General features: G+C 31.7%; 28 protein-coding genes. 10 read left to right on the top strand and 18 right to left on the bottom strand.

Annotation, left to right across the window (positions count from 1 at the left end):
• Positions 1–71: 71 nt before the first annotated feature.
• The 12 genes from coaE to LY08_RS04410 all read right to left on the bottom strand — a co-directional run bounded on the left by coaE (position 72) and on the right by LY08_RS04410 (position 13,173).
• Entirely contained in the window at positions 72–671 is a 600-nt protein-coding gene (gene coaE, locus LY08_RS04465; RefSeq protein ID WP_111659230.1) for a dephospho-CoA kinase, read from the bottom strand.
• Positions 668–1,621, bottom strand: coding sequence for a CdaR family protein (locus tag LY08_RS04460; protein ID WP_111659229.1), 954 nt, complete (start codon positions 1,619–1,621; stop codon positions 668–670). The genes coaE and LY08_RS04460 overlap by 4 nt, the downstream gene beginning before the upstream one ends.
• A gap of 5 nt (positions 1,622–1,626) precedes the next feature.
• Entirely contained in the window at positions 1,627–2,634 is a 1,008-nt protein-coding gene (locus LY08_RS04455) for a glycosyltransferase (RefSeq protein WP_111659228.1), read from the bottom strand.
• Positions 2,635–2,710: 76 nt separating this feature from the next.
• Positions 2,711–5,587 carry a T9SS type A sorting domain-containing protein gene (locus tag LY08_RS04450; RefSeq protein WP_111659227.1) on the bottom strand — a complete coding sequence of 959 codons (2,877 nt, stop codon included), beginning with the start codon at positions 5,585–5,587 and terminating at the stop codon, positions 2,711–2,713.
• Positions 5,588–5,842: 255 nt separating this feature from the next.
• A complete protein-coding gene (locus LY08_RS04445; protein ID WP_111659226.1) occupies positions 5,843–6,667 on the bottom strand; it encodes an enoyl-ACP reductase FabI in 825 nt (274 codons plus the stop codon).
• A 65-nt stretch (positions 6,668–6,732) separates the two neighbouring features.
• Entirely contained in the window at positions 6,733–8,385 is a 1,653-nt protein-coding gene (recN, locus tag LY08_RS04440) for a DNA repair protein RecN (RefSeq protein WP_111659225.1), read from the bottom strand.
• A gap of 39 nt (positions 8,386–8,424) precedes the next feature.
• Positions 8,425–9,312: a type IX secretion system protein PorD gene (gene porD, locus LY08_RS04435; RefSeq protein WP_111659224.1), complete on the bottom strand. Its 888-nt coding sequence runs from the start codon at positions 9,310–9,312 to the stop codon at positions 8,425–8,427.
• Complete coding sequence (coaBC, locus tag LY08_RS04430) at positions 9,305–10,516, bottom strand: bifunctional phosphopantothenoylcysteine decarboxylase/phosphopantothenate--cysteine ligase CoaBC (protein ID WP_111659340.1); 1,212 nt, start codon at positions 10,514–10,516, stop codon at positions 9,305–9,307. Before coaBC ends, porD begins: the two co-directional genes overlap by 8 nt.
• Positions 10,517–10,520: 4 nt before the next feature.
• Positions 10,521–10,850 carry a DNA-directed RNA polymerase subunit omega gene (locus LY08_RS04425; protein WP_111659223.1) on the bottom strand — a complete coding sequence of 110 codons (330 nt, stop codon included), beginning with the start codon at positions 10,848–10,850 and terminating at the stop codon, positions 10,521–10,523.
• Between the two features lie 6 nt (positions 10,851–10,856).
• Positions 10,857–11,657 (bottom strand): outer membrane protein assembly factor BamD, encoded by an 801-nt coding sequence (locus LY08_RS04420; protein WP_111659222.1) that lies wholly within the window; start codon positions 11,655–11,657, stop codon positions 10,857–10,859.
• A 108-nt stretch (positions 11,658–11,765) separates the two neighbouring features.
• A complete protein-coding gene (gene dapA, locus LY08_RS04415) occupies positions 11,766–12,653 on the bottom strand; it encodes a 4-hydroxy-tetrahydrodipicolinate synthase (protein ID WP_111659221.1) in 888 nt (295 codons plus the stop codon).
• A complete protein-coding gene (locus tag LY08_RS04410) occupies positions 12,646–13,173 on the bottom strand; it encodes a DUF6913 domain-containing protein (RefSeq protein WP_111659220.1) in 528 nt (175 codons plus the stop codon). The genes dapA and LY08_RS04410 overlap by 8 nt, the downstream gene beginning before the upstream one ends.
• A gap of 72 nt (positions 13,174–13,245) precedes the next feature.
• On the opposite strand from LY08_RS04410, the gene LY08_RS04405 reads away from it, so the two are divergent.
• Both LY08_RS04405 and LY08_RS04400 read left to right on the top strand, forming a co-directional pair.
• Positions 13,246–14,004, top strand: coding sequence for a 5'-nucleotidase C-terminal domain-containing protein (locus tag LY08_RS04405; RefSeq protein ID WP_111659219.1), 759 nt, complete (start codon positions 13,246–13,248; stop codon positions 14,002–14,004).
• A 9-nt stretch (positions 14,005–14,013) separates the two neighbouring features.
• Complete coding sequence (locus LY08_RS04400) at positions 14,014–14,931, top strand: bifunctional metallophosphatase/5'-nucleotidase (protein WP_111659218.1); 918 nt, start codon at positions 14,014–14,016, stop codon at positions 14,929–14,931.
• Between the two features lie 2 nt (positions 14,932–14,933).
• Here the strand turns inward: LY08_RS04400 and LY08_RS04395 are convergent, their stop codons facing one another.
• The 4 genes from LY08_RS04395 to LY08_RS04380 form a co-directional block, all read right to left on the bottom strand.
• Positions 14,934–15,656: a hypothetical protein gene (locus LY08_RS04395; protein ID WP_111659217.1), complete on the bottom strand. Its 723-nt coding sequence runs from the start codon at positions 15,654–15,656 to the stop codon at positions 14,934–14,936.
• Between the two features lie 81 nt (positions 15,657–15,737).
• Positions 15,738–17,732: an NAD-dependent DNA ligase LigA gene (gene ligA, locus LY08_RS04390; protein WP_111659216.1), complete on the bottom strand. Its 1,995-nt coding sequence runs from the start codon at positions 17,730–17,732 to the stop codon at positions 15,738–15,740.
• Between the two features lie 9 nt (positions 17,733–17,741).
• Complete coding sequence (gene prmC, locus LY08_RS04385) at positions 17,742–18,614, bottom strand: peptide chain release factor N(5)-glutamine methyltransferase (RefSeq protein WP_111659339.1); 873 nt, start codon at positions 18,612–18,614, stop codon at positions 17,742–17,744.
• Positions 18,611–19,102, bottom strand: a complete 492-nt coding sequence (locus LY08_RS04380) for a GNAT family N-acetyltransferase (RefSeq protein ID WP_111659215.1) — start codon at positions 19,100–19,102, stop codon at positions 18,611–18,613. Before LY08_RS04380 ends, prmC begins: the two co-directional genes overlap by 4 nt.
• A gap of 65 nt (positions 19,103–19,167) precedes the next feature.
• On the opposite strand from LY08_RS04380, the gene LY08_RS04375 reads away from it, so the two are divergent.
• Genes LY08_RS04375 through LY08_RS04355 form a run of 5 tightly spaced genes read left to right on the top strand, consistent with a single transcriptional unit; the run spans position 19,168 to position 22,690 of the window.
• Positions 19,168–19,623 carry an LEA type 2 family protein gene (locus LY08_RS04375; protein WP_111659214.1) on the top strand — a complete coding sequence of 152 codons (456 nt, stop codon included), beginning with the start codon at positions 19,168–19,170 and terminating at the stop codon, positions 19,621–19,623.
• A gap of 1 nt (position 19,624) precedes the next feature.
• On the top strand, positions 19,625–20,605 hold the full coding sequence (gene ribD, locus LY08_RS04370) for a bifunctional diaminohydroxyphosphoribosylaminopyrimidine deaminase/5-amino-6-(5-phosphoribosylamino)uracil reductase RibD (protein WP_245907549.1): 981 nt from the start codon (positions 19,625–19,627) through the stop codon (positions 20,603–20,605).
• Positions 20,598–21,209, top strand: a complete 612-nt coding sequence (locus tag LY08_RS04365; protein WP_111659213.1) for an HAD family hydrolase — start codon at positions 20,598–20,600, stop codon at positions 21,207–21,209. Before ribD ends, LY08_RS04365 begins: the two co-directional genes overlap by 8 nt.
• Positions 21,209–22,069 (top strand): DMT family transporter, encoded by an 861-nt coding sequence (locus tag LY08_RS04360; protein ID WP_111659212.1) that lies wholly within the window; start codon positions 21,209–21,211, stop codon positions 22,067–22,069. The genes LY08_RS04365 and LY08_RS04360 overlap by 1 nt, the downstream gene beginning before the upstream one ends.
• Positions 22,070–22,072: 3 nt before the next feature.
• Positions 22,073–22,690, top strand: coding sequence for an IMPACT family protein (locus tag LY08_RS04355; protein WP_111659211.1), 618 nt, complete (start codon positions 22,073–22,075; stop codon positions 22,688–22,690).
• Here the strand turns inward: LY08_RS04355 and LY08_RS04350 are convergent.
• Positions 22,687–23,091 (bottom strand): acyl-CoA thioesterase, encoded by a 405-nt coding sequence (locus tag LY08_RS04350; RefSeq protein ID WP_394341190.1) that lies wholly within the window; start codon positions 23,089–23,091, stop codon positions 22,687–22,689. The genes LY08_RS04355 and LY08_RS04350 overlap by 4 nt on opposite strands.
• Before the next feature lie 185 nt (positions 23,092–23,276).
• Between LY08_RS04350 and dnaA the strand changes: the two genes are divergently transcribed.
• Genes dnaA through LY08_RS04335 form a run of 3 tightly spaced genes read left to right on the top strand, consistent with a single transcriptional unit; the run spans position 23,277 to position 25,930 of the window.
• A complete protein-coding gene (gene dnaA, locus LY08_RS04345) occupies positions 23,277–24,704 on the top strand; it encodes a chromosomal replication initiator protein DnaA (RefSeq protein ID WP_111659210.1) in 1,428 nt (475 codons plus the stop codon).
• A 33-nt stretch (positions 24,705–24,737) separates the two neighbouring features.
• Positions 24,738–25,193: a low molecular weight protein-tyrosine-phosphatase gene (locus LY08_RS04340; protein ID WP_170120600.1), complete on the top strand. Its 456-nt coding sequence runs from the start codon at positions 24,738–24,740 to the stop codon at positions 25,191–25,193.
• Between the two features lie 26 nt (positions 25,194–25,219).
• Positions 25,220–25,930: an SAM-dependent methyltransferase gene (locus LY08_RS04335; protein ID WP_111659209.1), complete on the top strand. Its 711-nt coding sequence runs from the start codon at positions 25,220–25,222 to the stop codon at positions 25,928–25,930.
• Between the two features lie 3 nt (positions 25,931–25,933).
• Here the strand turns inward: LY08_RS04335 and LY08_RS04330 are convergent, their stop codons facing one another.
• The gene (locus LY08_RS04330; RefSeq protein WP_111659208.1) at positions 25,934–26,551 is read right to left on the bottom strand and encodes a peptidoglycan-binding protein LysM; all 618 of its coding nucleotides are present in this window, start codon (positions 26,549–26,551) and stop codon (positions 25,934–25,936) included.
• Between the last annotated feature and the right edge of the window lie 86 nt (positions 26,552–26,637).

The raw sequence follows: 26,637 nt of genomic DNA, 5'->3' as shown, positions 1-26,637 counted from the left end.
TCATTCAAAATTAAGATTTTAACATTTACCAATCTTACCATTTAACCTTACATTAACAAAAATGTTAAAATTTAAGGTTTAGTAATTGATTTTAAGAGTTTTTCGTGGATATTACCAACTTGTAATTTTGTGTTTTCTAAGTCTGTATTATTAATTACAAAATCCGAAAGTGCTATTTTTTTATCATCGTCCCATTGATTATTCATAATAGCTTCAACTTTTTTTACAGTAGTTTTATCTCGTGCCATCACTCTTTTTAATCTAATGTCTTTAGGTGCTACAACAGTTACAATATAGTCATATTTTTTATAGCTACCGTTTTCAAATAAAATAGCTGCTTCACTTATAACATAATCTGTGTTTTGTTTATTTACCCATCTTTCAAAATGCTTAGCAACTTTTGGATGTACAATAGCATTCATTTTTTTTAATAAATCTTCATTATTAAAAATTTGCTTAGCAATAAAAGGTTTATTTAGTTTATTGTCAAGGTATGCCTGGTTCCCAAAAAGTTGTAATAGTTTTCGTTTTATAATTTTAGAACGACTCATCAAGGCTTTAGCTTCTGCATCTGCTATGTATACAGGCACACCTAATTGTTTAAAAAAATTAGCTACAGTAGTTTTACCGCTACCAATTCCACCTGTCAATCCTATTATTTTTGGCGTCATTCTGTTATAATAAATTCTATTTTTTGTTGTAGGAGTCTTGCATTTTTAACATCCTTAGGCTGTTTTACTATATAAGGTGTAAGATAAGAATTGTCAATTGCTTCTTCAAAATTACAAACTACTTTAAAATCTTGATTAGTAATATTTTTATAGTTTTCTAAACTAGTAGTATAGCTTAAAGATACTTGTTTAGGAAAATAGTTAATTGATTTACCATTTGGGATATTAATAATTTCTATGGGCAAGCTTACAATATCTTCCGAGAATTTGGATACTTTAATGGATAAATTAACACGGTCCAAATCTGTTTTAACCGTCCTATTTAAGCTATCTAATTTTAAAAGTAGGTTTTGATTGATGTTGTTTTTTACACTCTCTAAGCTTATTTTTTGAGTTTGAATGTGTTTTATTTGATTTAAAACCGAACTTGGACCTATTAGTTTAATACTATCTGGATTAGTTTTAACCTCATCTAAAGTATTATAACCTTGTGCATATTGGATATTGGCATCTAATTTAATTGGGACGTACTTAACAGCGTTAATATCAAATTTAAAGACTAATGTTTCTGGTTGTATACTTATAATCTTTACGTCTTTATCAAATTGATTATTAATTGTTGAAAAGTCTTTTGAAGCAGACCAAACTATTGTAGAGTCTTGTTTTGAGATTTCATTTTTTAAACTTATGTCTAATTCTGGTCGCTTAAATGCATACTTAACCCATTTAAATCCGAAAGTTTCTAAAGTAATGTTTAAATTAGTTGCATTAGAATTTACTATAACATGCGTATCGTTAACATGTTTAGCATGTACTTTAAACGCTATGGTTGCTGTATAAGTTTTTGATAGCTTAGTTAAAATTAAAATTGAAAAAGCTAATATTAAAAACAATAAAAACATGTTTAGTTTCTTGCTTTTGAATAGCCCTAATATTTTAGATTTTAGCATATCTTTTATTTGGTTTTGAAAAATAAATCTGGAAAAATAATTTCTGGCTTACTGTTTTTAAAATATAACAAAAGTGTCGATTTTAAAAATCCATAACCATAACCTATAAATTGAATACTTAAAGCTAACCATGCTTGAAGTGCAATGACTAAGCTTTTAGTTTTGATTAAAGCCAATATAAAAACTGCAACATAATATAATAGCAACAAGTAAATTGGCAAATTTATATTAAAAAAAGTAAAAATTATGGCAACAAGTACTGCTAAACAAAACAAAGTAGGAAACCAATAGGTCAACTTTTTAGTTTGTGGATGCCATGAATTTAAAATAGGTCTTACAGAACCAAACTTATAGACTTGTTTGTAAAATTTAGACCAAGAAATACGACGTTTATGGTACACATAAGCTTCTGGTATTAGTTTAGTTTTAAAACCTAAACTCCAAAGTCGAATTGATAAATCTGGATCTTCTCCAGGATGAATATTACCAAAACCATGAGTCGCTTCAAAAGCAGTTTTAGACAAACCCATATTAAAGCTTCTTGGTTGAAATTGATTGACACTTCTTTTGCCTCCTCTAATACCTCCTGTAGTAATAAATGAGGTCATACTAAAATCTATAGCTTTTTGAATGTTTGAGAAAGAGTGATGTGATTTATCTGGTCCACCAAAACAATCTACATATTCTGAATGTAAACTATCAATGACTGTATTTAAATATTGACTTGGTAACAAACAATCACTATCTAAAATAATAAAGTAATTACCTTTTGCTTTGGACATTCCGTAATTTCTTGAATCTCCTGGACCTGAATTTGACTTGTAATAATAGGAAATGTTTAACTGTTTGTTATACTTATCTATTACAGCTTTAGAAGTTAAGGAAGAACCATCTTCAACAATAACAATTTCATAATCATGAGTACCCTCTAATTTTGAAAAGCTTTCTAATAGCTCTTCAATTTCATTAGGACGATTATAAACAGGTATTATAAAAGAGATGCTTAATTTCATGTAACAAATGTAAGTTAAACAAATAAAAAAAGCCACCTTAAAAAGGTGGCTTTTATATAGAATTAAAAGTCTAAGATTAGTTCTTAATAACTTTAATTGTTTCAGTAGCGTTACCAACAGTAACTTTTACAAAGTAAGCGCCTGATTGTAAATTAGACATGTTTACTTCGTTAGTTAAAGTATTTGGTGCGTTTCTGTACACTTCTTGTCCAATCATATTGTAAACAGAAACATTAGTAATCTCTTTTTGAGCTTGTAATGTTAAGTTATCGTTTACTGGGTTTGGATAGTAAGAGAATAAAGATTCTGTATTAAAGTCATCAACACCTAATGATGATTCTGCTACAGTTAATGTAAATGCACCTGGAGCTTGAGCTCTAGTAGTACCATCATCACTAACTCTCACATAGTAAGTAGCACCATCTGTTAAACCACTAACCACAGATGTATTACAAGCACCAACTTGGGTACCAGCACAATCGCTATATACACCATATTGAGCTGCTGTTGTAGTAATAGTTACTTCTCCAGTAGACGTCGCTACAAAAGAGTACCATAAATCTGCGATAGCACCTGTAAAACAGTCTGGAGTAATCATAGAATCTGTTGCTCCAGTATTATCTGCAGAAACTTCTGTTCCTAATGTTAAGGCTTCAGCATTTGCACACTCGTCGTTTGGTATTGACGTTACTGCACAATTTACATCAAAATCTAATTGAACATATCCACTAGAACCACAATCTATTGATCCATCTGGTGTCAATAATATATATAAAGAAGTTCCTGTTGATGTAAACGATAATCCTGTTAAATCACCACCATTAGTTCCATTAAATAATTCTGGTGCTGTAGCATCAGCTCCATCATACACAATAAATTCATCACAACAAGACTCTACTTGACCTGCATTTACAGTAATATCTAATAAACTAGTACCATCTAAACTAGTGAATAACCATTCTTCATTAACTCCACTAGTATAACATACTCCACTAATGTTTGATGGAGTACCACAGGTCACTTCAATTGGACAAAGTGTAGTATTTACTAAACCATTTTCAGACACATTACATATCGAATCATCTGGATGAATTATAACTAAGTCTATTGAAGTACCATTTGTAAAAGGTCCAACATTTGTTGTTCCAGTCGAAGTAATAGTACCAACACTTACACCACCATTTTGAACATCGTAAGAGGTTGCGCTACCTAGATCTGTAACATTAATATCTACTGTAAAACCATTTGTACAATCTTCAACAACTGTAAATGTAGCCATTGGAGCATCACATGCTGGTAATTCATTAAAAGAAACATTGTCTATAGCCATATCGCTTTCAAATCCATTGCCTCTAATCCCTCTAAATGTTACTTGAATTGTTTGTCCTGTAAAGGCATTCAAATCTACGATTGCTGTTTGAAAAGGGTCAGTTTCAGAAGTTTGTTGTTGTCCAATTAATGTAAAAACACTTGTTGTTCCATTAACTAATACTTCTAGCGTTCCCATATTTACACCAAACATATGATAATCAAATATCAAAGCTGGTGCAGTTAAACCACTTAAATCTATTAAAGGACTTACAAGGTCTATTGCATCACCAACAGTTCCTGATGAAGCTTCTGTAAACAGGTAATTACCACTACTTACTCCAGATCCAGGACCTGTTCCGGTCGAAGATGTATCTGTAGTTGCTGCTACTTCCCATAAATATCCTCCAAGATTTGTTCCAGTCCAGCAATTTTCATTAGTAAAAGCACTAGCAGAAGTTGTAAATGTCTCAAAATCTTCTGAATAAGGAGCTACAATAGCACTACATTGCGTAGTAAATGCAAAAGGTCCTACCCATGAAGATAATGCTCCTCCACAATCTGCTTGAACGTAAAATTCGTAGCTATTGTTTTGTTCTAATCCAGTAAGTTCATAAGGATTTGCAACTCCAGTTGCAGTAGCAACTCCAGTTGCAGTACCTCCACCTGTTACATCAACGACTTCAACATTCCATAATGTTGCTGTACCATTTTCTGTCCAACCAAGATCTGCACTAGAAGTTGTAATATTTGTTATTGTTCCTGCTGAAGGATCTACACAAGGAACTGTAAAAGTTTGTTCTACACATCCCGTTGCATCACCATTAGCATTATAAGATACTATAGTTACATAGTATGTTGTTCCAGCACTTAAAGCACCAACATTATATGTTAATACGTCACCTACATCTACTGCGTTAGCAACATCAGTAGCTCCTGTAGAAGTACCTACTGATAATTTATAACCAGTTGCAGAACCTGTAGCTGCTGTCCATGTTACATCTCCAGTGACATTAATATCCGTTAAAGTTGAATCACAATTTGGAGGAGATGAAGCTACAAGACCATTAAAAATAATTGTTGGTGAAAAAGAGTAAGTTCCAGTAGCTGTAGGAGGTGCAGTTGGATCTGGATTTACACTATCACTTCTGTAAGTAATACTTCTTACTTCTGAGGTAGCAGTATTCCAAAAATCGTCACCTGAACCATCATATCCAGCCAAGTTCTCATCAAATGCTATAATCAGGTTATCTGTACCGTTATATACAAAAGGGGTATCTAAAGTTAATGTTACCCATCCAACACCACCAGACACATCTATTCCTCCTGTGTAAGATGCAGTAAGACCTGAAACTGGTTCCCAGTCTGTTGTACTAGCAAAAGCAGTCTTTGTTGTATGACCAATATAAATAGTTATATCTTGACTATTTGGTAATAATGATGTACCACTAAAGTAGTACTGTAATCCAGTAATTGTACCAGATGTGTTAATTTCAGCAGCAGTATAAATACTCTGACTGTAAGTGTAGCCATAAAATGGTTCAAATGGCATATTCTGTAATTGGTTGTTTCCAGTTCCTACTTGCAATTGTGCAAAAGAAAATGAAGTAAACAACATAAAAATTAATAAAGTAATTTTTTTCATATTAAATTTAGTATTAGTTATTAATTAATTAATCATTCTCTAAAAATATTGATTAATTCCTAACTACAAAGTCTAACTATTACCAAATCGATAAAGCACAAATAAACAAGTTAAAGTGTTAATTTATTTAACAAAAAACCACAACTATTTGAGAGTAAGACTTTTCCTAATTTCATTATACATGGCACTACTTTTTAAACATAAAAAAAAGCCTTACGATATTCGTAAGGCTTTGTGATATTTGTTACCGAATTGTTATTTGTTATTTGACTCTACAAAAGCATCCATAACTGCATCACTTACTCCCATATTACTGAAGCCTCCATCATTAAATAGATTTTGCAAGGTAACACGTTTAGTTAAATCGCTAAACAAGGATACGGTGTAGTTAGCACAATCTAATGCAGTTGCATTACCTAGTGGCGACATTTTTTCAGCGTAAGCAATAAAACCATCAAATCCTTTAACTCCACTTCCTGCTGTGGTTGGTGTTGGAGATTGAGAAATAGTATTTACTCTAACTTTTTTATCTCTTCCAAAGAAGTACCCAAAACTGCGTGCAATACTTTCTAAATACGCTTTATTATCTGCCATATCATTATAGTCAGGAAACACACGTTGTGCAGCCATGTAAGTTAAAGCAACAATACTTCCCCACTCATTCATAGCATCTTGCTTGTAAAGGGTTTGCATGGTTTTATGAAATGACATTGCAGACACATCAGTTCCTTTTTGTGTCCAATCATAATTTTGGTCTGTATAATGTCTTCCTTTTCTAACATTTATCGACATCCCAATTGAGTGTAATACAAAATCTAATTTACCGCCTAAAATTTCTGTAGCTTGGGATACCAAATTTTCTAAATCTTCTAAAGACGTTGCGTCCGCAGGAATTATTTGAGATCCCGTTTTTTCTGCTAATGCATTTATTTGTCCCATACGCATAGCAACTGGTGCATTAGTTAGTACAAATGTTCCGCCTTCTTCATGGACACGTTCTGCAGTTTTCCAAGCTATAGAGTTTTCGTCTAATGCGCCAAATATGATTCCTCTTTTTCCTTTTAATAAGTTGTATGACATAATCTTGTAGTTGATTTGTTATTTGAAAATTAGTTGATTTGTTTATTAATTTTTCAAAGATACTATTAATTCAATAATTGTTTAGCATGTGCTATTGCAGAATCTGATAATTGAGAACCTCCAAGCATTTGAGCTAGTTCCACTACGCGCTCGTCGTAATTTAATTTCACTAAATTAGTAGTGGTTACTTCATTGACATCTTCTTTGTAAACTTTAAAATGCGTATTTCCTTTGGCAGCAATTTGCGGTAAATGTGTAATACTAAACACTTGCATATTAGTGCTCATTTGTGACATGATGTCTGCCATTTTGTTGGAGATTTCACCAGAGACTCCTGTATCAATTTCGTCAAACATAATAGTAGGTAGCTTGACATATTTAGAAAGAATAAATTTTATGGCTAACATAATTCTAGATAACTCTCCACCAGATGCAGCCTTTTTAAGCTGATTAAATTGTCCACCTTTATTTGCTGAAAATAGGAAGCTTAAATTATCTTTTCCGTTATACAGAAACTCTTCTGAAGGGTTTAAACTAATATTAAACTGCGCATTAGGCATACCTAATTGACTTAAAATAGCTTCTAATTGCTTTTTTAAATCTGGTATAGCTTTATGGCGTTTTTCTGTAATGCTATTAGCTTCTGTATTTAAAAGTAGTTTAACTGCATTAATTTCTTTTTCTTTTTCTAAAATATCTTGCTCTACATTTTCTGTTGCTTCTACTTTTTTAGAAAGCGCTTCTTTTATTTCTAGCAACTCGTCTACAGAATTAACTAAATGCTTTTGCATTAAATTATTTAACGTAGATATTTTGGTGTTTACTACTTCTAACCTGTTGGGATCTGCATCTAATGCGTCTTGAAAACGCTCTATATCTACCAAAACATCATCTAACTCTATTAAACTACTGGTTACTCGGTCTAAAATAGGTTGATAATTAATAGAAATAGTTGATAGCTTTTGTAAAGCTAATTTAATGGTTCTTAAGTTAGTTAATACACCTATTTGCTCCTCGCTTAACAAAGCATTGGCTTCTTCTAACTTTTGCTGTATAGCTTCTACATTATTTAAAACCTCATACTCTTCTTCTAAATCTTGGAGCTCTCCTGCTTTTAAATTAGCAGTTTCTAATTCGTTTAATAAAAATGAATTATAATCATGTTCTTTAATGGCTTCAGCTTGAAAATGTTTTAATTCTTTTAGCTGTTTTTGAAGCGTTTTATACTGTTTTAAATGAAGGGTGTACGTCTCTAAATTAGTTTCGGTATTTGCTAATGCATCAATCACCTGAAACTGAAACGCATCATCCACTAATTGTAACGTTTCGTTTTGAGAGTGGATATCTATAAGTTGTGCTCCTAATAATTGAAGACTAGATAAATTGACTGGCGAATCATTAACAAAAGCTCTAGATTTTCCAGACGGTAAGATCTCGCGTCTAATAATTGTTTGGGATTCGTAATCTAAGTCTTCCGACTTAAATAACGGTTGTAATTTGTATTTAGCAATATCAAAGGTAGCTTCTATAATACACTTTGTGTCTGGATTACGCAAGCTTGATAAATCTGCACGTTTACCTAATATTAAAGATAATCCGCCTAATAAAATAGACTTACCTGCTCCAGTTTCTCCTGTAATAATGGTAAAACCATCATTAAAATTAACTTGAAGCTGATCTATTAACGCGTAGTTTTTTATGGTTAGTCCAGTAAGCATTAGTTTGATTAGTTAGTGAATCACTAAAAAAATATAGTTCTAAAATTTTATGTTTCTCCATTTAGAAGAATGCATTGGTGCTACTTTGTTTAAAGTATCTATCAGGTCTGCAATATCTACACTTGGTCCATCAGAAAAAATTTGTTCTATTTCTTCTGCTTTAGCATCAAAAAACACACGTAGTAAGTAAGAATTTGGGCGTCTTCTATTCATGTCTTTAAAATACCCTAATGCTATAGCAATTTCGTTTTTAGCATCTTTTTGATTCTCGCTCATGATGTCTAAACCTCGTCTATGGTAGTTATACATCACTGTTCTAAACTCTTTAAAAGTAGGTGACAATAAGTTATCTATAAGCGCAAATCTACTTTGCAAGCCATCTTCAAGTTTCCATCCAGAGTAGTTTTCCTGCTGAGAAAAGTTGACAATATTCTGGGCTTGTTTAAAGTAATCGCTTCCACCCTCTTTTGCAAAAGATTCTGCATCCATACCTAATATCATATGAATATGAAATGCCAACACAGAAATTAAATTAGAAGCATACTGTGTAGGATTGTAGATAAGTTGTTGGAACTCGACATACTCAAAAGTAAAATCCTTATCATTAACATTATAGATTGGTGTTGTATAGCTAGCACCAAAAACTGGTCTAGACGACTGTACTTGCAACGTTGCTTTGTAATTATTTCCTGAATACTCACTGATGTTAATTACAAAATTACAATCTATACGTTCTTGCGGTTTAACCGTTTTGTTGGTCCATTTTGTACTAGAAATAAATTCTTTTAACTGTGTTTCTAGGGTTTTAAATTGCTGTAAGTTTTCATTACCCGTTTGCTGTGCATTTACTACTACTGTTGCATTTAATTCCTGAGCCTGAATAGACATAGAAAAACAGAATAAAAAAAGAAATAATAGATTACGCATGTATTGTTTTAATTATGGTATTAAAAATATCTGTAGCTACTTCTGTTTTAGACTTTAACTCAAAAACTGTAATTTGTTCAGCTTTGTTTATTAAAGTAACTTTATTGGTGTCGGATTTAAAACCAGCACCTTTATCGTTTAACGAATTTAAAACAATTAAATCTAAATTCTTCTTTTTTAGTTTCAATTTAGCATGTTCTAACTCGTTATTAGTCTCTAAAGCAAAACCTACTAAAAACTGATTTGTTTTTATTTGTCCTAAAGACGCTAGTATATCTTTAGTTTTTTCAAGTTCTAAAGTTAACGTAGAATCCTTCTTTTTTATTTTCTGAGTCGCAACATTTTTTGGCTTATAATCTGCTACTGCTGCAGATAAGATTGCAATATCAGAATTATTAAAATGAAGATGAGTAGCTTCATACATTTCTTGTGCACTAACCACAGGAATAATCGTAATTAAACTATGATTGACTGTTTGGTGTGTTGGACCAGTTATTAATATAACTTCTGCGCCTAAATTAGCAGCTGCTTTAGCTAATTCAAACCCCATTTTACCTGAAGAATGGTTACCAATAAATCGGACAGGATCTATTGCTTCATAGGTTGGACCAGCAGTTATTAATACTGTTTTATTTTTTAGTGACAAACCATTTAAAATATCCTGCTCAATAAAAGCCACAATATCTTCTGGCTCTGCCATACGTCCTTGTCCAACTAATCCACTAGCTAGCTCGCCAGAAGTTGCAGGAATCATAATATTGCCAAAACTTTTTAGTTTTTCAAAAGAAGCAATTGACGAAGGATGTTTATACATATCCAAATCCATAGCTGGTGCAAAATATACTTTGCATTTTGCAGACAAATAGGTTGCTAGTAGCAAATTATCGCAAGTTCCGTTTGCCATTTTAGACAAGGTATTTGCAGTAGCTGGTGCAATAACAAAATAATCTGCCCAAAGACCTAACTCTACGTGGTTATTCCACATAGCGTTGTCATCGTCATCATTTGTAAAGGTTGAATGTACTGGGTTTTTGGAAAGTGTAGATAATGTAAGCGGAGTTACAAAATCTTTAGAAGCAGGTGTCATCACAACTTGGACGTTTGCACCTGCTTTTATAAATGCTCTGACTAATGTAGCAGTCTTGTAAGCAGCAATACCAGCACTAATGCCTAATAGTATATTTTTGCCACTTAATATAGACATAGTTTTAGTCTTGGTTATCTTGCTCTGTGTTTCTGTGGTAGATTTTATCATCTAACCATTCTTGCACTGCTAAAGCGTGAGGTTTAGGTAATTTTTCGTAAAATTTAGACACCTCAATTTGCTCTTTGTTTTCAAAGATTTCTTCTAAGCTATCGTTATACGTTGCAAACTCTTCAAGCTTTTCAATTAATTCTTTTTTGATTTCAGAATTGATTTGCTCTGCTCTTCTAGAAATAACCGAAATAGCTTCGTAAATGTTATTAGTTGGCGCATCTATTTCATTTCTATTGTAAGTAGTTGTTGTTAACGGAGCGTCGATTTTTTTTAAATCCATAATATATTAGCTTTTGGTACTATATTGTTCTAATTGTTGTTTTAAATCTTCAACCATCTTCTCTGCATTTTCAGAAAACTCTGATACTGGATATGATTTTTTGAAAGAATTATAATATGAAATTGCTGAGTTTAAGCGTTCTTCTTTTTTGTATTCTACACTTTTTACAGCTAATTGATAAGCTGAATCAAATCTGTAATAAGCAGCTTTTTCGCGTAACGTTGTACCAGGAAAATCTGCAATAAAATTATTAAACGAGCTGATAGCTGCTTTATAATCTGTAATATGATTATATTGTTTTGCTATGCTATACGCTTTAAGTTCTAGTTTGTATTGTAAATCTTTTACCAATTGGTTTATCTCTGGCATATATTGAGACTCTGGATATAAATTGGCAAATAATTGTAATTTTTCTAGAGCATGATTAGTTTCATGCTGTTCTTTAGAATATACTGGAGATAACGCAGCATAACTTATGGCACTTTTATATAAAGCTTCTTCTAATTTTTCGCTTCTTGGATAAGATGTTGCAAAACGCTCAAATCTGTATCCTGCTAGATAATGTTGTCTAGTTTGAAAATAACAATCTGCATCTAAAAACATTAATTTTTCAGCCTGAGGTTTTCCTCTGTAAGCAGGAACTATCTGAGTAAATAAACGACTAGCTTTATTGTATTTACCGTCGTTATACAGTTGTTCTCCCATTTTAAATTTAACTGCAACGTCCTCAGACTTTAATGCCTTTTGGTACTCGTTACAAGAGGTGAAAACTAAAAAAGTAATTAAGATGTAAAATAAATTCTTCATAAATTTTAAACGAAGCGCAAAAATACGCTATTTAAATGGATTTTAAAAATATAATTTGATTGCTAAATTAATTGAAGAAATCAAGTTTGACTTAGGTTTAAGTATAATTTAACTTTTAGAAAAATTAGCCATAAAATTATCAATCTTAGTTTGCAATTGATCTGTCGCAGTAACTAGTGGTAATCTAACTGTTTTATCACAAAGTCCTAAATGATTAAGCACTGCTTTAATTCCTGCTGGGTTATTTTCTTCGAAAATTAAATTAATGATGTCCATCATTTTAAAATGTAGAGCATAAGCTTCTTTAGCCTTACCTTCTAGACCTAAATTAATCATGGTTGAAAACGCTTTTGGTAACCCTTGCCCAATCACAGAGATGACTCCTGCTCCACCAGCTAATACTACTCCTAATGCTAAATCGTCGTCTCCAGATATTACAGAAAAATCTTCTGGCTTATCTCTTAACAACTCTAAATACTGTGCTATATTATTACCAGCCTCTTTAACTGCTACAACATTTTTAAAGTCTCTAGCTAATCGCAAAGTGGTCTCTGGCAACATGTTTTTGGATGTTCTACCTGGCACGTTATATAATATAATTGGAATTGGACATACCTCTGCAATAGCTTTAAAATGTTGGTATAACCCTTCTTGAGTTGGCTTGCTGTAGTAAGGAGATACCGATAATATACCTGCAAAACCTGATAAATCTGTTGTTTTAATTTCTTCAATGACAGCAGCAGTATTATTACCTCCTATACCTAAAACTAATGGCAAACGCCCATTGTTAACTTTAATTATAACATTTGTTATCTCCTTTTTTTCTTGTTTGGTTACTGTTACACTCTCTCCAGTAGTACCACTAATGACTATATAATCTATTCCATTATTAATGTTATACTCCACAATGTTTTCTAACGCCTGAAAATCTACTGTTAAATCAGCTTTAAACGGAGTGACAATTGCTATTCCTGTTCCTAAAAAAGGGTTATTCATTACTTATTTTATTTAAAATGTTTAGGTATTTAATTAATTCTGATTTAAATATTTCTTTGTCTTTAATTTTGGTTTCAATAATTAAATCGTTTATCTCTAAGTTAGCATTGTTAATACCAACTTTTAATTGTGCATTTGCAGTCGCTGAAACGACTTGTAAGGCTAAAGTGTTGGTTTCATAAAAATTAATGAGTAAATCAAATTTTGTTGACAAAAAATCTTTTACCGTTTGACTTTTAAATTGACCTTTCCAACCTAACTCTTTTTCAGAAAAAGTATTGTTAAAAACTGAAGTTTCTTCTTTTTTATTATTAAACAGAGATAAAATTTTAAGGTTGTTTTGATTTACTTTTATTTCATTTATCAAACTATTAATCCACTCTAAATCAGAAAACTCATTACTATCTACTAAAACACCAACGCTTTTTATAGCGTCATTATTAGTGGCTACAACCCTATTGTTTACACATTTATTAATATACTTTTTATTAGATTTTTCTTTAAATCCTTTTAAAATCATTTATCTTTATTCCTTTGCTACAAATGTAGTGATTGTAACTAAATATTGACTTTAAAATAAGTAACATTAAATATGAATTATAAACACATTGCCTTCTTGCTTTGTATAGTTTTGATAACATCCTGTAAGCATGAACCTTATTCTTTAAGTAAAATTGAAGGTGAGCAAATTAATATAAACGACTCTTTAGTATTAGATGAGGCTATTGACAATTACATCAAACCTTACAGAGAAAGCATAAATAAAGATATGGAAGCGGTCTTATCTTATGCGCCTGAAACTTACAGCAAAACAGATGGCGAGTTTAATACAGCTATAGGTAATTTAATGGCTGATGCTGTTTTTGAACAAAGTAATCCTATTTATAAAAAACGAACCGGAAATAATATAGACATGGTTTTACTAAACCATGGTGGGATTAGAGCTATTATCTCTAAAGGAAATATAACTACAAGAACAGCTTTTGAGGTTATGCCTTTTGAAAACAGTATTGTAGTAGTAGAGCTTAAAGGACAACAAGTAGATAGTCTAACCTATTATTTAAGTAAAGCTAAACGTGCGCATCCCATACATGGTTTAAAATTGACTTTAGACAAAGATTTTAATATTAAAGAAGCTTTAATTAATGGAGAGCAAATAAAAAAAGACAAAGTATACCATGTTGCCACAAACGATTATCTATATAATGGAGGTGATCGCATGCGATTTTTTCAGGTAAACGATAGTGTACATGTTTTAGATTACAAAATACGAAATGCCTTGTTGGACTACTTTAAAAAAGTAGATACCATTAAACCTATAATTGACGATAGATTTATCCAAATTAAATAACCTTATTAAATGAAACGTAGAGATTTTATACAACAAGCAACAGCAGCAACTGCTTTAATTACGGTTGGTGGTTATGGATTACAATCGTTTGCAACCTCAGCAAAAACTAAAAAAATTACTATTCTACATACTAATGATGTCCATAGTCATATTGATGCATTTGGACCAGATGATGGTCGAAATGCAAACCAAGGTGGTGTAGCAAGACGTGCTACATTAATTGAAAACATCAGAGCCAATAATCCTAACACCTTACTTTTAGATGCAGGAGATATTTTTCAAGGGACACCTTACTTTAATTATTATGGTGGCGAATTGGAATTTAAATTAATGAGTAAGCTTAAATACGATGTAGCAACTATTGGTAATCATGATTTTGACAATGGTATAGACGGATTATATGCACAATTACCACATGCTAGTTTTAACTTTGTATCTGCTAATTATGATTTTTCTAATACCATTATGGATACTCATGTTAAACCCTATCAAGTTTTCAAAAAAGATGGAATTAAAATTGGCGTATTTGGGTTAGGGATTCAATTACAAGGATTAGTGGATAAAAAAATGTATAAAGAAACTGAGTACCTAAATCCTATAGAAACCGCCCAAGAAATGACTCGCATTTTAAAAACAGAAAAACAATGCGACTTAATTATCTGTTTATCTCACTTAGGGTATTACTACAGTAAATTTCCAGAAAAAATTAGCGATTTAAACTTAGCCAAAGCTACAAAAGATATAGATTTAATTATTGGTGGACATACCCACACGTTTTTACCAAAACCTACAGTAGCACAAAACATAGAAGGTAAAAATGTATTAGTAAATCAAGTTGGTTGTTATGGAATAAATCTAGGTAAAATAGATTTTTATTTTGAACCTGATAGTACTAAAAAAGCTGAAGGCACTTCTATAATTGTATAGATTTAAACAAATCTAGTTTGCTTTTGAATAGCTAAATATTTTATTTTTATATACACATATAAGAAGTAAAATCCTATTCCCATTAGTAGCGAATAAATGATTTGTAACACTTGTTCTGAAGAAATAAATATGTAAGCCACTTGTACCATTTCTGAAAATACTATACATACACTAGCCAAAAACAACAGTAGTCCCTGTTTTGTTTCGTGATATAAATAATGCACTAAAGAAAGTGACAACACCAACAATATCAAGACATTGTAAACAACTTCCATTGCAAAATCTATAGTATTAATAATTATAGTTTCATCTTGCATAATCATTTGATTTAAAGCATAAATCAAATATGAATTAAATACTGCAAGTATTATTAAATGTAATTTAAACTCTTTAATTAAAAGTTTTAAGTTAATGTCCTTAATTAAAAATATGATTAAAGATGAATAGGCTGCAATTATTAAAAAATTTGAACAATAATAAGCTAGAAAAGTACTTTCTTTAAATACTACATTAAGTATTTCTGCAATCGAGAAACTTAAAAGAAAAAAACCAAAAAAATGATTTCTCTGTTTTGCTTGACCATAATATAAATAGGAGAAAACAGGAAAAACAGACATCCATGCATAATTTGAAAGAACAGGAACACTAAATATTTTTCCAACTATAAATAGTACCACTAAAAATATCAAAAATACCGATGCAGTATTAAACTTTGTAAGCTTCATTATAAAAGATTTGGGACTACAAAGATAACACTAAATTGCAATTAAACGTTAAAAAATGCATTTAATCGACGAAATGCAAAATTATTTTAGTTTTTTTAAAAATTCCTCTTCAGAAATCATTTCAATATTAAGCTTCTCTGCCTTTTCTTTTTTACTTGGTCCCATGTTATCTCCTGCGACAATAAAACTAGTTTTTGAAGATATTGACGACGATACTTTTCCGCCATTATCTTCTATAAGTTTTTTAAGCTCTGTTCTGGAAACAGAATAAAACACACCAGAAACAACAATTATATTTCCTTCTAATTTATTAGTTTGATTAGCTAATGTTTCTGCAGATAACTCTAGTTGTAAACCATAAGATTTTAGTCTATTAATAATCTGCTGGTTGTTATTGTCAGAAAAGAAATCGACAACACTTTCTGCAATTCTAATCCCAATTTCATTAACCTGCTCTAAATCTAAAACAGATGCAAAAGCCAAAGCATCAATACTTTTATAATGTTTAGCAAGTGTTTTAGCTACAGTTTCTCCTACAAAACGAATCCCTAAAGCAAACAACACTCGCTCAAACGGGATTTGTTTAGACGCTTCTATTCCTGCTATTAAATTATCTGCACTTTTTTCTGCCATACGTTCTAAAGGCAAGACTTGCTCTTTTGTAAGCTCGTATAAATCTGCATAATTGTTAATTAATCCAGCATTAACTAAAAGCGCAACGGTTTCACCTCCTAAACCTTCAATATCCATTGCTTTTCGCGAAATAAAATGTTGAATACGCCCAATAATTTGAGGATTACAACCATTATAATTGGGGCAAAAGTGCTTGGCTTCGCCTACTTCTCTTTGTAAAGCAGTACCACATTCTGGACATTGGGCTATATACTGTGTTGGTTGAGAATCTGCTGGTCGTTGAGATAAATCTACAGCAATAATTTTAGGTATAATCTCTCCTCCTTTTTCTACAAAAACGGTATCATTAACTCTAATATCTAGTTTTTCTATTTGATCTGCATTATGTAATGAGGCACGTTTTACAACAGTTCCTGCTAGTTCTACAGGTTCTAAATTTGCAACAGGAGTAATAGCGCCTGTACGACCAACTTGATAGGTTATCTCTTTTAAAATAGTACTTACCTGCTCGGCTTTAAACTTATAAGCAATTGCCCAACGTGGTGCTTTGGCTGTAAACCCTAACTCTTCTTGCTGATATAAGCTATTAACTTTAACCACCACACCATCAGTCTCATAAGGCAAATCGTTTCTTGCTTTATCCCAATAGTTTATAAATGCAAATACATCGTCAATACTATCGCATAATTTAGCTTCTGTTGGCACTTTAAATCCCATTTGTCGTGCTTCTTCTAAGCTTTCAAAGTGTGTTTTGAAGTTAAAATTATTACCTACTAATCCATACAACAAACAGTCTAATGGTCGTTTTGCAACCTCAGCACTATCTTGTAGTTTTAAGCTTCCAGACGCAGTGTTTCTTGGGTTTTTATAAGGTTCTTCACCATTTGCTATACGTTCTTCATTCATTGCATTAAATCCATCAAAGGGTAATACTATTTCTCCTCTAATTTCAAATTCTTCTGGATAGTTACCTTTTAACTGTAAAGGGACCGAGTTTATAGTTTTAATATTTGCTGTTACCTCATCACCCTGAAAACCATCTCCTCTTGTTACCGCATTAAACAGTTTACCATCTTTATACGTCAGGTTTATAGATGCACCATCATATTTAAGCTCGCAAACATATTGTACCTTTCCGTCCACTTGTTTTTTTATACGGGTTTCCCAATCTTTTAAATCTTCAAGAGAATACGAATTATCTAAACTATACATACGGTGTTTATGCACCACAGTATTAAAGTTTTTAGTCACTTCTCCGCCTACCCTTACAGTTGGCGAATTAGCATCAAAAAACTCAGGATGCGCTTCTTCTAGTGCCTGAAGCTCTTTTAATTTCTGGTCAAACTCATAATCACTTATGGTTGGGTTGTCTAATACATAGTAGTTATAATTATGCTTACGTAACTGATCTCTTAAAGTGTTTATTTTTTGCTGTATGCTCATAATGTAATCTTAATTCTTAATTCCACGTATCATTCTATCTTTTCCAAACATATCCTGCTTTAATTGGACATTTTTAAAACCATGGTTTTCTAAAAGTTGTATCATCTCCTGTCCAAGATATTCATTAATTTCAAAATATAATTCACCATTGGGATTCAAATTAGCAACAGCAAACTGTGTAATAGCTTTATAAAATAATAAAGGGTTATCATCCTCTACAAACAACGCTAAGTGAGGCTCGTTGTTTAATACATTTGGTTGCATTTGTGTTTTTTCAAGGTGTCTAACATATGGTGGATTAGATACAATGATGTCAAATTTCAGATCTTTAAAATTTAAATCCCAATTTGATTTATTTAATATATTGGCTTCTATAAATTGTATTTCTACGTTATTTATAGTAGCATTTTCGTTTGCTTTTTCTAACGCTTTCGCGGAAACATCTAGCGCACAAACAGAGCTGGTTGGTAAATGTTTAGCTAAACTAATAGCAATACAACCACTTCCTGTACCAATATCTAATATCTTGTGAGACTTCTTGACTACGTTTGAAGTGACATTAGATATAATTAAGTCTACTAATTCTTCCGTTTCAGGACGAGGTATTAGTGTATGCTCATTTACTTTAAATGGTAAACCATAAAACTCGGTTTCACCAATAATATACTGTATGGGTTTATGCTGCTTTAATAGGTCTAATGCTTTAAAAATAGGTTCTTGTTCTGGTTTGGAAATTGCAAGGTCAGGATGCAAAGCCAAGTCCAAACGATTGTATTTATAGTAAGCTTGAGTTAACATAAAAAAGAAGGATTGCACCTCCTCTTTACCGTAAATAGCATCTAATTCGTTATGAAATATATGTTTAAGATCGGTTAATTTCATAATGTTTTTATCATCCATACTCCACAATTAAAATGCCCAGTTTGTCCCAATGGTGCATTTAAATGTTTAAATCCATAGCTTTCGTAAATATGTATGGCTTCCTTTAATTTAGGGATGGTTTCTAGATACGCACGTTTAAACCCTAATGACTTGCCTTTTTCAAGACATTTTTCGAATAATTTTTTACCATAACCTTTTCCGCGTAAGCGATTAGAAAAATACATTTTTTGTATTTCAAACACGTCCTCCTTCTCTCCGTTTAATGGTTTTAAACCACCTCCTCCTTCAATTACACCATCTATAGTCACAACGTAGTAAGCCTCATTGTGTTTTGCATAAGATTCGTACATCTTTGGAGTTTCAGGATCTGTATAAGCAGTACCAATTAAAGGCAAATCATACTCGATAAAAACCTCTCTAATAATAGCCTCCATTTGCGGATTGTCTTGTGGCTGGATTTCTCTTATTTCAATTGTAGTATTACTCACTTTTAAATAGTATTTTTACGCCATATTTTAGAGGATGAAGATACATTAAATCTAAAAATGTTATAATGAAAAACACACTAATCTTATTAACAATACTATTCACTTTTTTTAGCTGTAAGGTTAAAGAAACTCCAGAATTTATTAAGGTTGAAAACATTAAAATTTCAGAAACTTCACCTCGATTTATTACCATTACTGCAGATGCATTTTTCTTGAACCCCAATGATATTGGTGGACAGTTAGAAACTGATGGTATTAAAGTACTAGTGAATGACAACGAGTTAACCTTAGTCACTGCCAAAAGTTTTAAAGTACCAGCCAACAAAGAGTTTTCTATCCCGTTACAAGCAAGCATCCCAACAGATAGCTTATTAAGTAATAAAAACTTAAGTAGTTTACTAGGTAGTTTTATAAATAAAAAAATGAAAGTTCAATACGTTGGTGATATTAAATATAAAGTCCTTGGATTTTCTAGAAAATACCATATAGACTTAACCGAAGACGTAGAAATAAAACTATAATTTGTCTCACGAATATTACATATCACGTTGTTTACAAGTAGCTAAGAATGGATTAGGTACAACTCGTCCAAATCCTATGGTTGGTTGTGTTATAGTACACAATAACACCATAATTGCAGAAGGTTTTACTAGTCCTTTTGGCGGTAACCACGCAGAGGTTAATGCCATACAATCTGTTGTTGACCAATCACTTTTAAAAACAGCGACTATTTACGTGACCCTAGAGCCTTGTAGTCATTATGGTAAAACACCACCTTGTAGCGATTTAATTATTAAACACCAAATACCACATGTAGTTATTGGTTGTATGGATGACAATCCAGAAGTAGCAGGACAAGGGATTAAAAAGTTAAAAGATTCTGGTTGCAATGTCACTGTGGGTGTTTTAGAAGCAGACTGTAAAGCGCACCACAAACGATTTTTTACGTTTCATAATAAAAAACGCCCTTATATTATTTTAAAATGGGCAGAATCCAGTGATGGTTTTATTGCTCCAAAGACTAAAAACAAACAAGAACCTGTTTGGATAACCAACCCATATTCAAGACAGTTAGTCCATAAATGGCGTGCAGAAGAACAAGCCATTTTAGTGGGAACCAACACTGTAATAGAAGACAACCCAAGTTTGACCGTTAGAGATTGGACGGGTCACAATCCTATTAGAGTGGTTTTGGACAAACATGATGCTTTAGACACTAAATACACAGTCTTTAACGCTGATGCCGAAACAGTAGTTTTGAAAGAAAGCACAGCCAAACTAATCTGTGACACGCTTTATAAATCCAATATTAACTCTGTAATTATTGAAGGTGGCAGTAAAACCTTACAGCTTTTTATAAACGAGGGAATTTGGGATGAAGCACGCGTATTTACTGGACTTATTACTTTTAATGCAGGCATAAAAGCACCTGTGTTTTCTGGTAAATTGGTTTCTGAACAACACATTAAAAAAGACACTTTAAAGATATATACAAATGATTAAAACCTTAATCTTCGATTTTGGAGATGTGTTTATTAATTTAGACAAAGAAGGCGCAATGACTAATGCATTGGAGCTATTTGAATTGGATGAATTATCTGAAGAACTTATAGCTTTTAATAGCTTTTACGAACAAGGTTTGATTGACACCAAAGAGTTTATAGACTTTTACCTTAGCAACTTCCCTAAGTTATCCAAAAAAGACATTATTGAAGCTTGGAATTATATTATCTGCGATTTTCCGCCAAAACGATTAGAGTTTATACAACAATTAGCTAAAGACAAACAGTACCAGCTTATATTATTAAGTAATACCAACGAGTTGCACATTAATCATATCAAAGAGTATATTCCATTTTACGAAGAATTTAAAGCTTGTTTTGATAATTTCTATTTGTCTCATGAAATCATGCTACGTAAACCAAACTCAGATATTTTTAAGTTTGTTTTAGATGAAAACCAACTAAATCCAAAAGACTGTTTGTTTATTGATGATACTACAGAAAATATCGAAACCGCTAGTAAATTAGGCTTTCATGTTTGGAATAACAACCCGAAAACTGAAGATATTGTTGATTTGTTTACGATTAAAAAAGAATTGTTTTAATGTATTTATTACTTAGTATAGCTGCCTCAACATTAATTTTTGTCATTTTTAAAACAATTGGCAAACGTAATGTGAACACCCTTCAAACAATAGTTGTAAATTACTTTACCGCTTTTATCTTAGGCATAATAAGTTACGATTCTAAAATTGTAGTTTCTGAAATAATATCCTCTAAATGGTTTTTTGGAGCAATTGGTTTAGGAGTTTTATTTATATCCATATTTAATGTTATGGCATTGACAGCACAGCGTAACGGAATGTCTGTTGCGTCAGTAGCAAGTAAGATGAGTGTGGTTATTCCTATAATTTTTGGACTTTTTGTATACAACGAAAGTTTAGGATGGCAAAAAGGTCTTGGTATTGTCTTAGCTTTAGTAGCAGTTTATTTAGCATCTGTAAAAGCAAAATCAGAAACCTTCTCTTTTAAAGGATTATGGCTACCTATTATTTTGTTTTTAGGGTCAGGTACTATTGACACCTCTATAAAATATATCGAAACTACTTATTTAGCAGATAATGGTATTCCGGTGTTTTCTGCTACAATATTTTTAATAGCAGGTTTAATTGGAGTTGGCATACTTTCCGCGAAAGCGATACAAAAAACATTAGTGTTTGACGCTAAAAGCATAATTGCTGGAATTATTTTGGGTGTTGTTAACTACTACTCTATCTACACACTTTTAAAAGCTTTAAATGCCGACCATTTTGAAAGCTCAACCATTTTTACTGTAAACAATGTAGCAATTGTTATGTTGTCCACTTTGATAGGACTAGTATTATTTAAAGAAAAATTATCTACTAAAAACTGGATAGGAATTGGTGTTGCTGTAGTTTCAATTGTTCTTGTAACTTTAGCCTAAATTATGGAAAACGACACTTATAAAACTATTTTAAAACCTTCTAAAGAAGTCTTGCATAAAGACAAAAATTCTAAGTTTTATAGTTACACCTTTCCAGTTACAACAGAGGAGGATGTCAAATCTTATTTAGAAGTTGTAAAGCAACAACACCCTAAAGCAGGACATTTTTGTTATGCTTATCAACTAGGTAAAGAACCAGACCAACAGGTCTACAGAGCAAATGATGATGGCGAACCAAGCAATAGCGCTGGATTACCAATATACGGGCAAATCCAATCGTTTGAAGTAACCAATATATTAATAGTTGTTGTGCGCTATTTTGGAGGCGTTAAATTAGGTGTAGGAGGATTAATTAATGCGTATCGCACTGGTGCACAATTAGCATTAGAGGCTTCTACCATTGTGGAACGCACCATTAATATTGACTATTTAATTACTTGTGATTATGATGTTATTAATAAAGTCATGCGAGTAATTAAAGAAAAAAACTTAAATATTACGGATCAAAAATTAGAGCTAGATTGTCAAATTTGGATTTCTGTTAGAAAAAAAGAAGCAGCTAACATCTTCTCTATGTTTGATTCAATTTTTAAAGTTACTATCAAAAAAACAGAAAGTTAACCTTTTAATGCCTCTAAAAAATATTGAGGTGGTCTTGTAGGTTTTTTAGTATTAATATCTACAAAAGCTAAAACCACATTTGCAGTACATAGAATTTGTTGCAAATCGTTCAGTATTTCATACTCAAACTCAACTAAAGCTGTTGGCACTTTTTTTAGTTGGGTTTTAACTTTAATTAGGTCGTCGTAATACGCTGATTTTTTGAAATCTATAGATAACGATACTACAGGTAGTGCAATCCCTTCTTCTTCCATTTTTTTGTAAGAAATACCTAACTTTCTCAACCATTCTATTCTTGCAAGTTCTAGATATAATGCGTAATTTCCGTGGTGAACAACACCCATTTGATCCGTTTCTGCATATCTTACTCTTATTTCAATTTCATCCTGTTTTATACCCATTTTCTTAATTTTTTTTTGTAGTTTCGGAACGTTAGCCAACATGAGAAAAAAAAACTAAAAATTCAATAGTAAATGATTTTTTTTTTACGTTTTTTGTTCACATATTTGCCAAGCTAACGAACTAAAGTCTCTTATCGCTATTTTAGAGACAAAATAACTAACTTAAAATACCTTTAAAATTTAACATGAGTGTAACTGCGCAAACGGTATGGAATAATTGTCTCTTATTTATAAAGGATAATATCCAGCCACAAGCATACAAAACATGGTTTGAACCAATTGTAGCGGTTAAATTAACGGACAATGCATTAAGCATACAAGTACCAAGTAAATTTTTCTACGAATGGCTAGAAGAGCACTATGTTAAATTATTAAAAGTTGCATTAACTAAAGAGTTAGGTGAAACTGCCAAACTAGTGTACATTATAAAAATGGAAAACACTTATGGCAACAAACAACCATTTACAGAAAAAATTCCAAGTTCTAATAGAAGTGCTGTAAAGTCGCAAGACGTTGATGTACCTCTAAATAATAAAAACCCAGAATTAAGAAACCCTTTTGTAATTCCTGGTATTAGAAACGTAAAAATTGAATCTCAACTTAATCCTAATTACAATTTTGATAATTTTTTAGAAGGTGATTCCAACCGTTTAGCACGTAGTGCTGGTTTAGCAGTTTCTGCAAAACCTGGAGGGACTTCTTTTAATCCGTTATTAATATTTGGAGGAGTTGGATTAGGTAAAACACACTTAGCACACGCTATTGGTGTTGATATTAAAGATAAATATCCAGAAAAAACAGTATTATATATTTCTGCTGAAAAATTTACACAGCAATATATAGACTCTGTTAAAAAGAATAACAGAAATGACTTTATCCATTTTTATCAATTAATTGATGTATTAGTTATTGATGATGTACAATTTTTATCTGGTAAATCTGGAACTCAAGATGTTTTCTTCCATATTTTTAATCACTTACATCAAAATGGGAAGCAAGTTATTTTAACTAGTGACAAAGCACCTGTAGACATGCAAGATATTGAACAACGTTTACTATCTAGATTTAAATGGGGACTTTCAGCCGAGTTACAAACTCCAGATTTTGAAACACGTGTTTCTATTTTAAAGAATAAATTATATCGTGATGGTGTAGAAATGCCAGATGATATTATTGAATACGTTGCCAAAAACATTAAATCTAATATTAGAGAATTAGAAGGTGCTATCATCTCATTAATTGCGCAGTCTTCTTTCAATAAAAAAGAAATTAATATTGAATTAGCGAAGCAAGTCGTTGAAAAATTTGTAAAAAACACAAAACGCGAGGTTTCTATAGATTATATTCAAAAAATTGTATCCGATTACTTCCAAATGGATGTAGACACCTTACAATCTAAAACTAGAAAACGTCACATTGTACAAGCCAGGCAATTAGCTATGTTTTTTGCTAAAAAATTCACTAAAGCCTCTTTAGCAAGTATTGGTTCTCAAATTGGTAAACGTGATCATGCAACCGTTTTACATGCTTGTAAAACTGTAGACAACTTATCCACTACAGATAAGCAGTTTAGAAAATATGTTGAGGATTTAACCAAAAAACTGTCGGTTTAAATTAATTAATTTCCGATTTCTCGGAAAAAATATATGACTAAAATTTTAATGGTATGCTTAGGAAACATTTGTCGTTCTCCTCTAGCAGAAGGTATTTTAAAATCTAAATTAGATGCAGACTTATTTACAGTTGATTCTGCAGGAACTAGTAGTTATCATATAGGCAGCAAACCAGATTCAAGATCAATTGCTGTTGCAAGATTAAATGGTATTGATATTTCTGGTCAACGTGCTAGACAATTTAGCAAACAAGATTTTAAGGATTTTGATATTATTTATGCAATGGATAATTCCAATTACAATAACATTATTGCTTTAGCAGCTAATGACAACGATAAAGCTAAAGTAAAATTAATTTTAAACACAATATTCCCAAATCAAAATCTAGACGTACCAGATCCGTATTATGGCGGTGACAAAGGGTTTGAAAATGTGTATCAAATGTTAGATAATGCTTGTTCTGTCATTGCTGAAAAAATTTCGAAATAAGCAATAAATTACTACCTTTAAATTATATGGACAAAGGCAAATTGTATTTAATCCCATCTACCTTAGGAGATTCTAACCCTTTACACGTATTACCAATCCAGGTAAAGCATGTAATTGATAGATTAGATACTTTTATTGTAGAAAACTCAAAGTCAGCTAGAAAATTTATAAAAAGTATTGCTCCAGAAAAGCAACAATCAAGCCTTACGCTTTTTGAATTAAATAAATATACAGAACCAACAGACTTACCAAAATTTATACAAACTTGTTTAAATGGTCAAGATTTAGGGTTGTTATCTGATGCTGGTTGCCCAGGAATTGCAGATCCAGGAGCAGATATTGTAAGTTTAGCACATAAACATAATATAGAAGTTGTTCCGTTAGTAGGTCCATCTTCTATCCTACTAGCCATGATGGCTTCAGGTTTTAATGGTCAAAGTTTTGCTTTTAATGGCTATTTACCTATTGATAAAAATGAAAGAAAAGCAGAATTAAAGCGATTAGAACGATTAAGTTTTGAACACAATCAAACCCAATCTTTTATTGAAACACCTTACAGAAACAATAAGTTATTAGAGGATTTGTGTGCTTATTTAGGTGATCATACAGAAGTTTGTGTGGCTTGTGATATTACTCTTCCAACAGAATATATTAAAACTAAAACCGTACAACAATGGAAAAAAAATAGTGTTGACCTACATAAAAGACCAACACTATTTATTATTCATAAAAGCTAACTATTAAGCTCTATCGTACTTGACTTTAACCCTTTTTAAAGGTTTTATTAACGACGTATCATAACCAGAGAATTTCTTCATATAATATCTTATAGTTGCTCCATTGGCATCTGCAAAATTTTGCTCGCCATAACTTCTTAAGAATTTTTTCACACTTCCTGGACCAGCCAAATGCGCTGCAGCCAATATCCCAGATTCTGTAACTTTTACTCCGCTAATATATTTACCGTTAAATCTTTTTATATCGCGACGTAACACCCATTTATTACGCTGTGCATTAGCAATAAATGCTTTTTCTTGTAATTCTGGATTATTTAAAAAGAAATTAGGATGATGTATCCCTATTACTTTTAATGTGCTTTTACCAAACTGATATTTACCTAAATATCCATATTGATTAACTCTAAAATAATCGTTCTGTGATTCTTTAAAACCTAAAGCTTCTTTAAATCCAGTGAAGGTTTTTCCTAAATGCGGACTAAAGGGTTCTGGTTGATAGCAATTTTCTATAGAAACCGTTTCTTGTTTTAATTGCTTTGGAGCAGGTTGCATAGATATAACTAAGACAACTAAAATAGATATTGTAAGTACTAGCGATAAAAACTTTCCAATATTTTTCATTTTTTCTAGTTTTTGTAACCTTAAAACAATAGTGCATTGAGGTTAAAATTTCGACGTGCAAATATACAACAAATTATTAAAACCTG

The organism is Olleya aquimaris (genome assembly GCF_003259525.1).
GTDB lineage: Bacteria > Bacteroidota > Bacteroidia > Flavobacteriales > Flavobacteriaceae > Olleya > Olleya aquimaris.
Note: the sequence above shows the minus strand (reverse complement) of the source record. Positions and strands in the feature narration are given on the sequence as shown.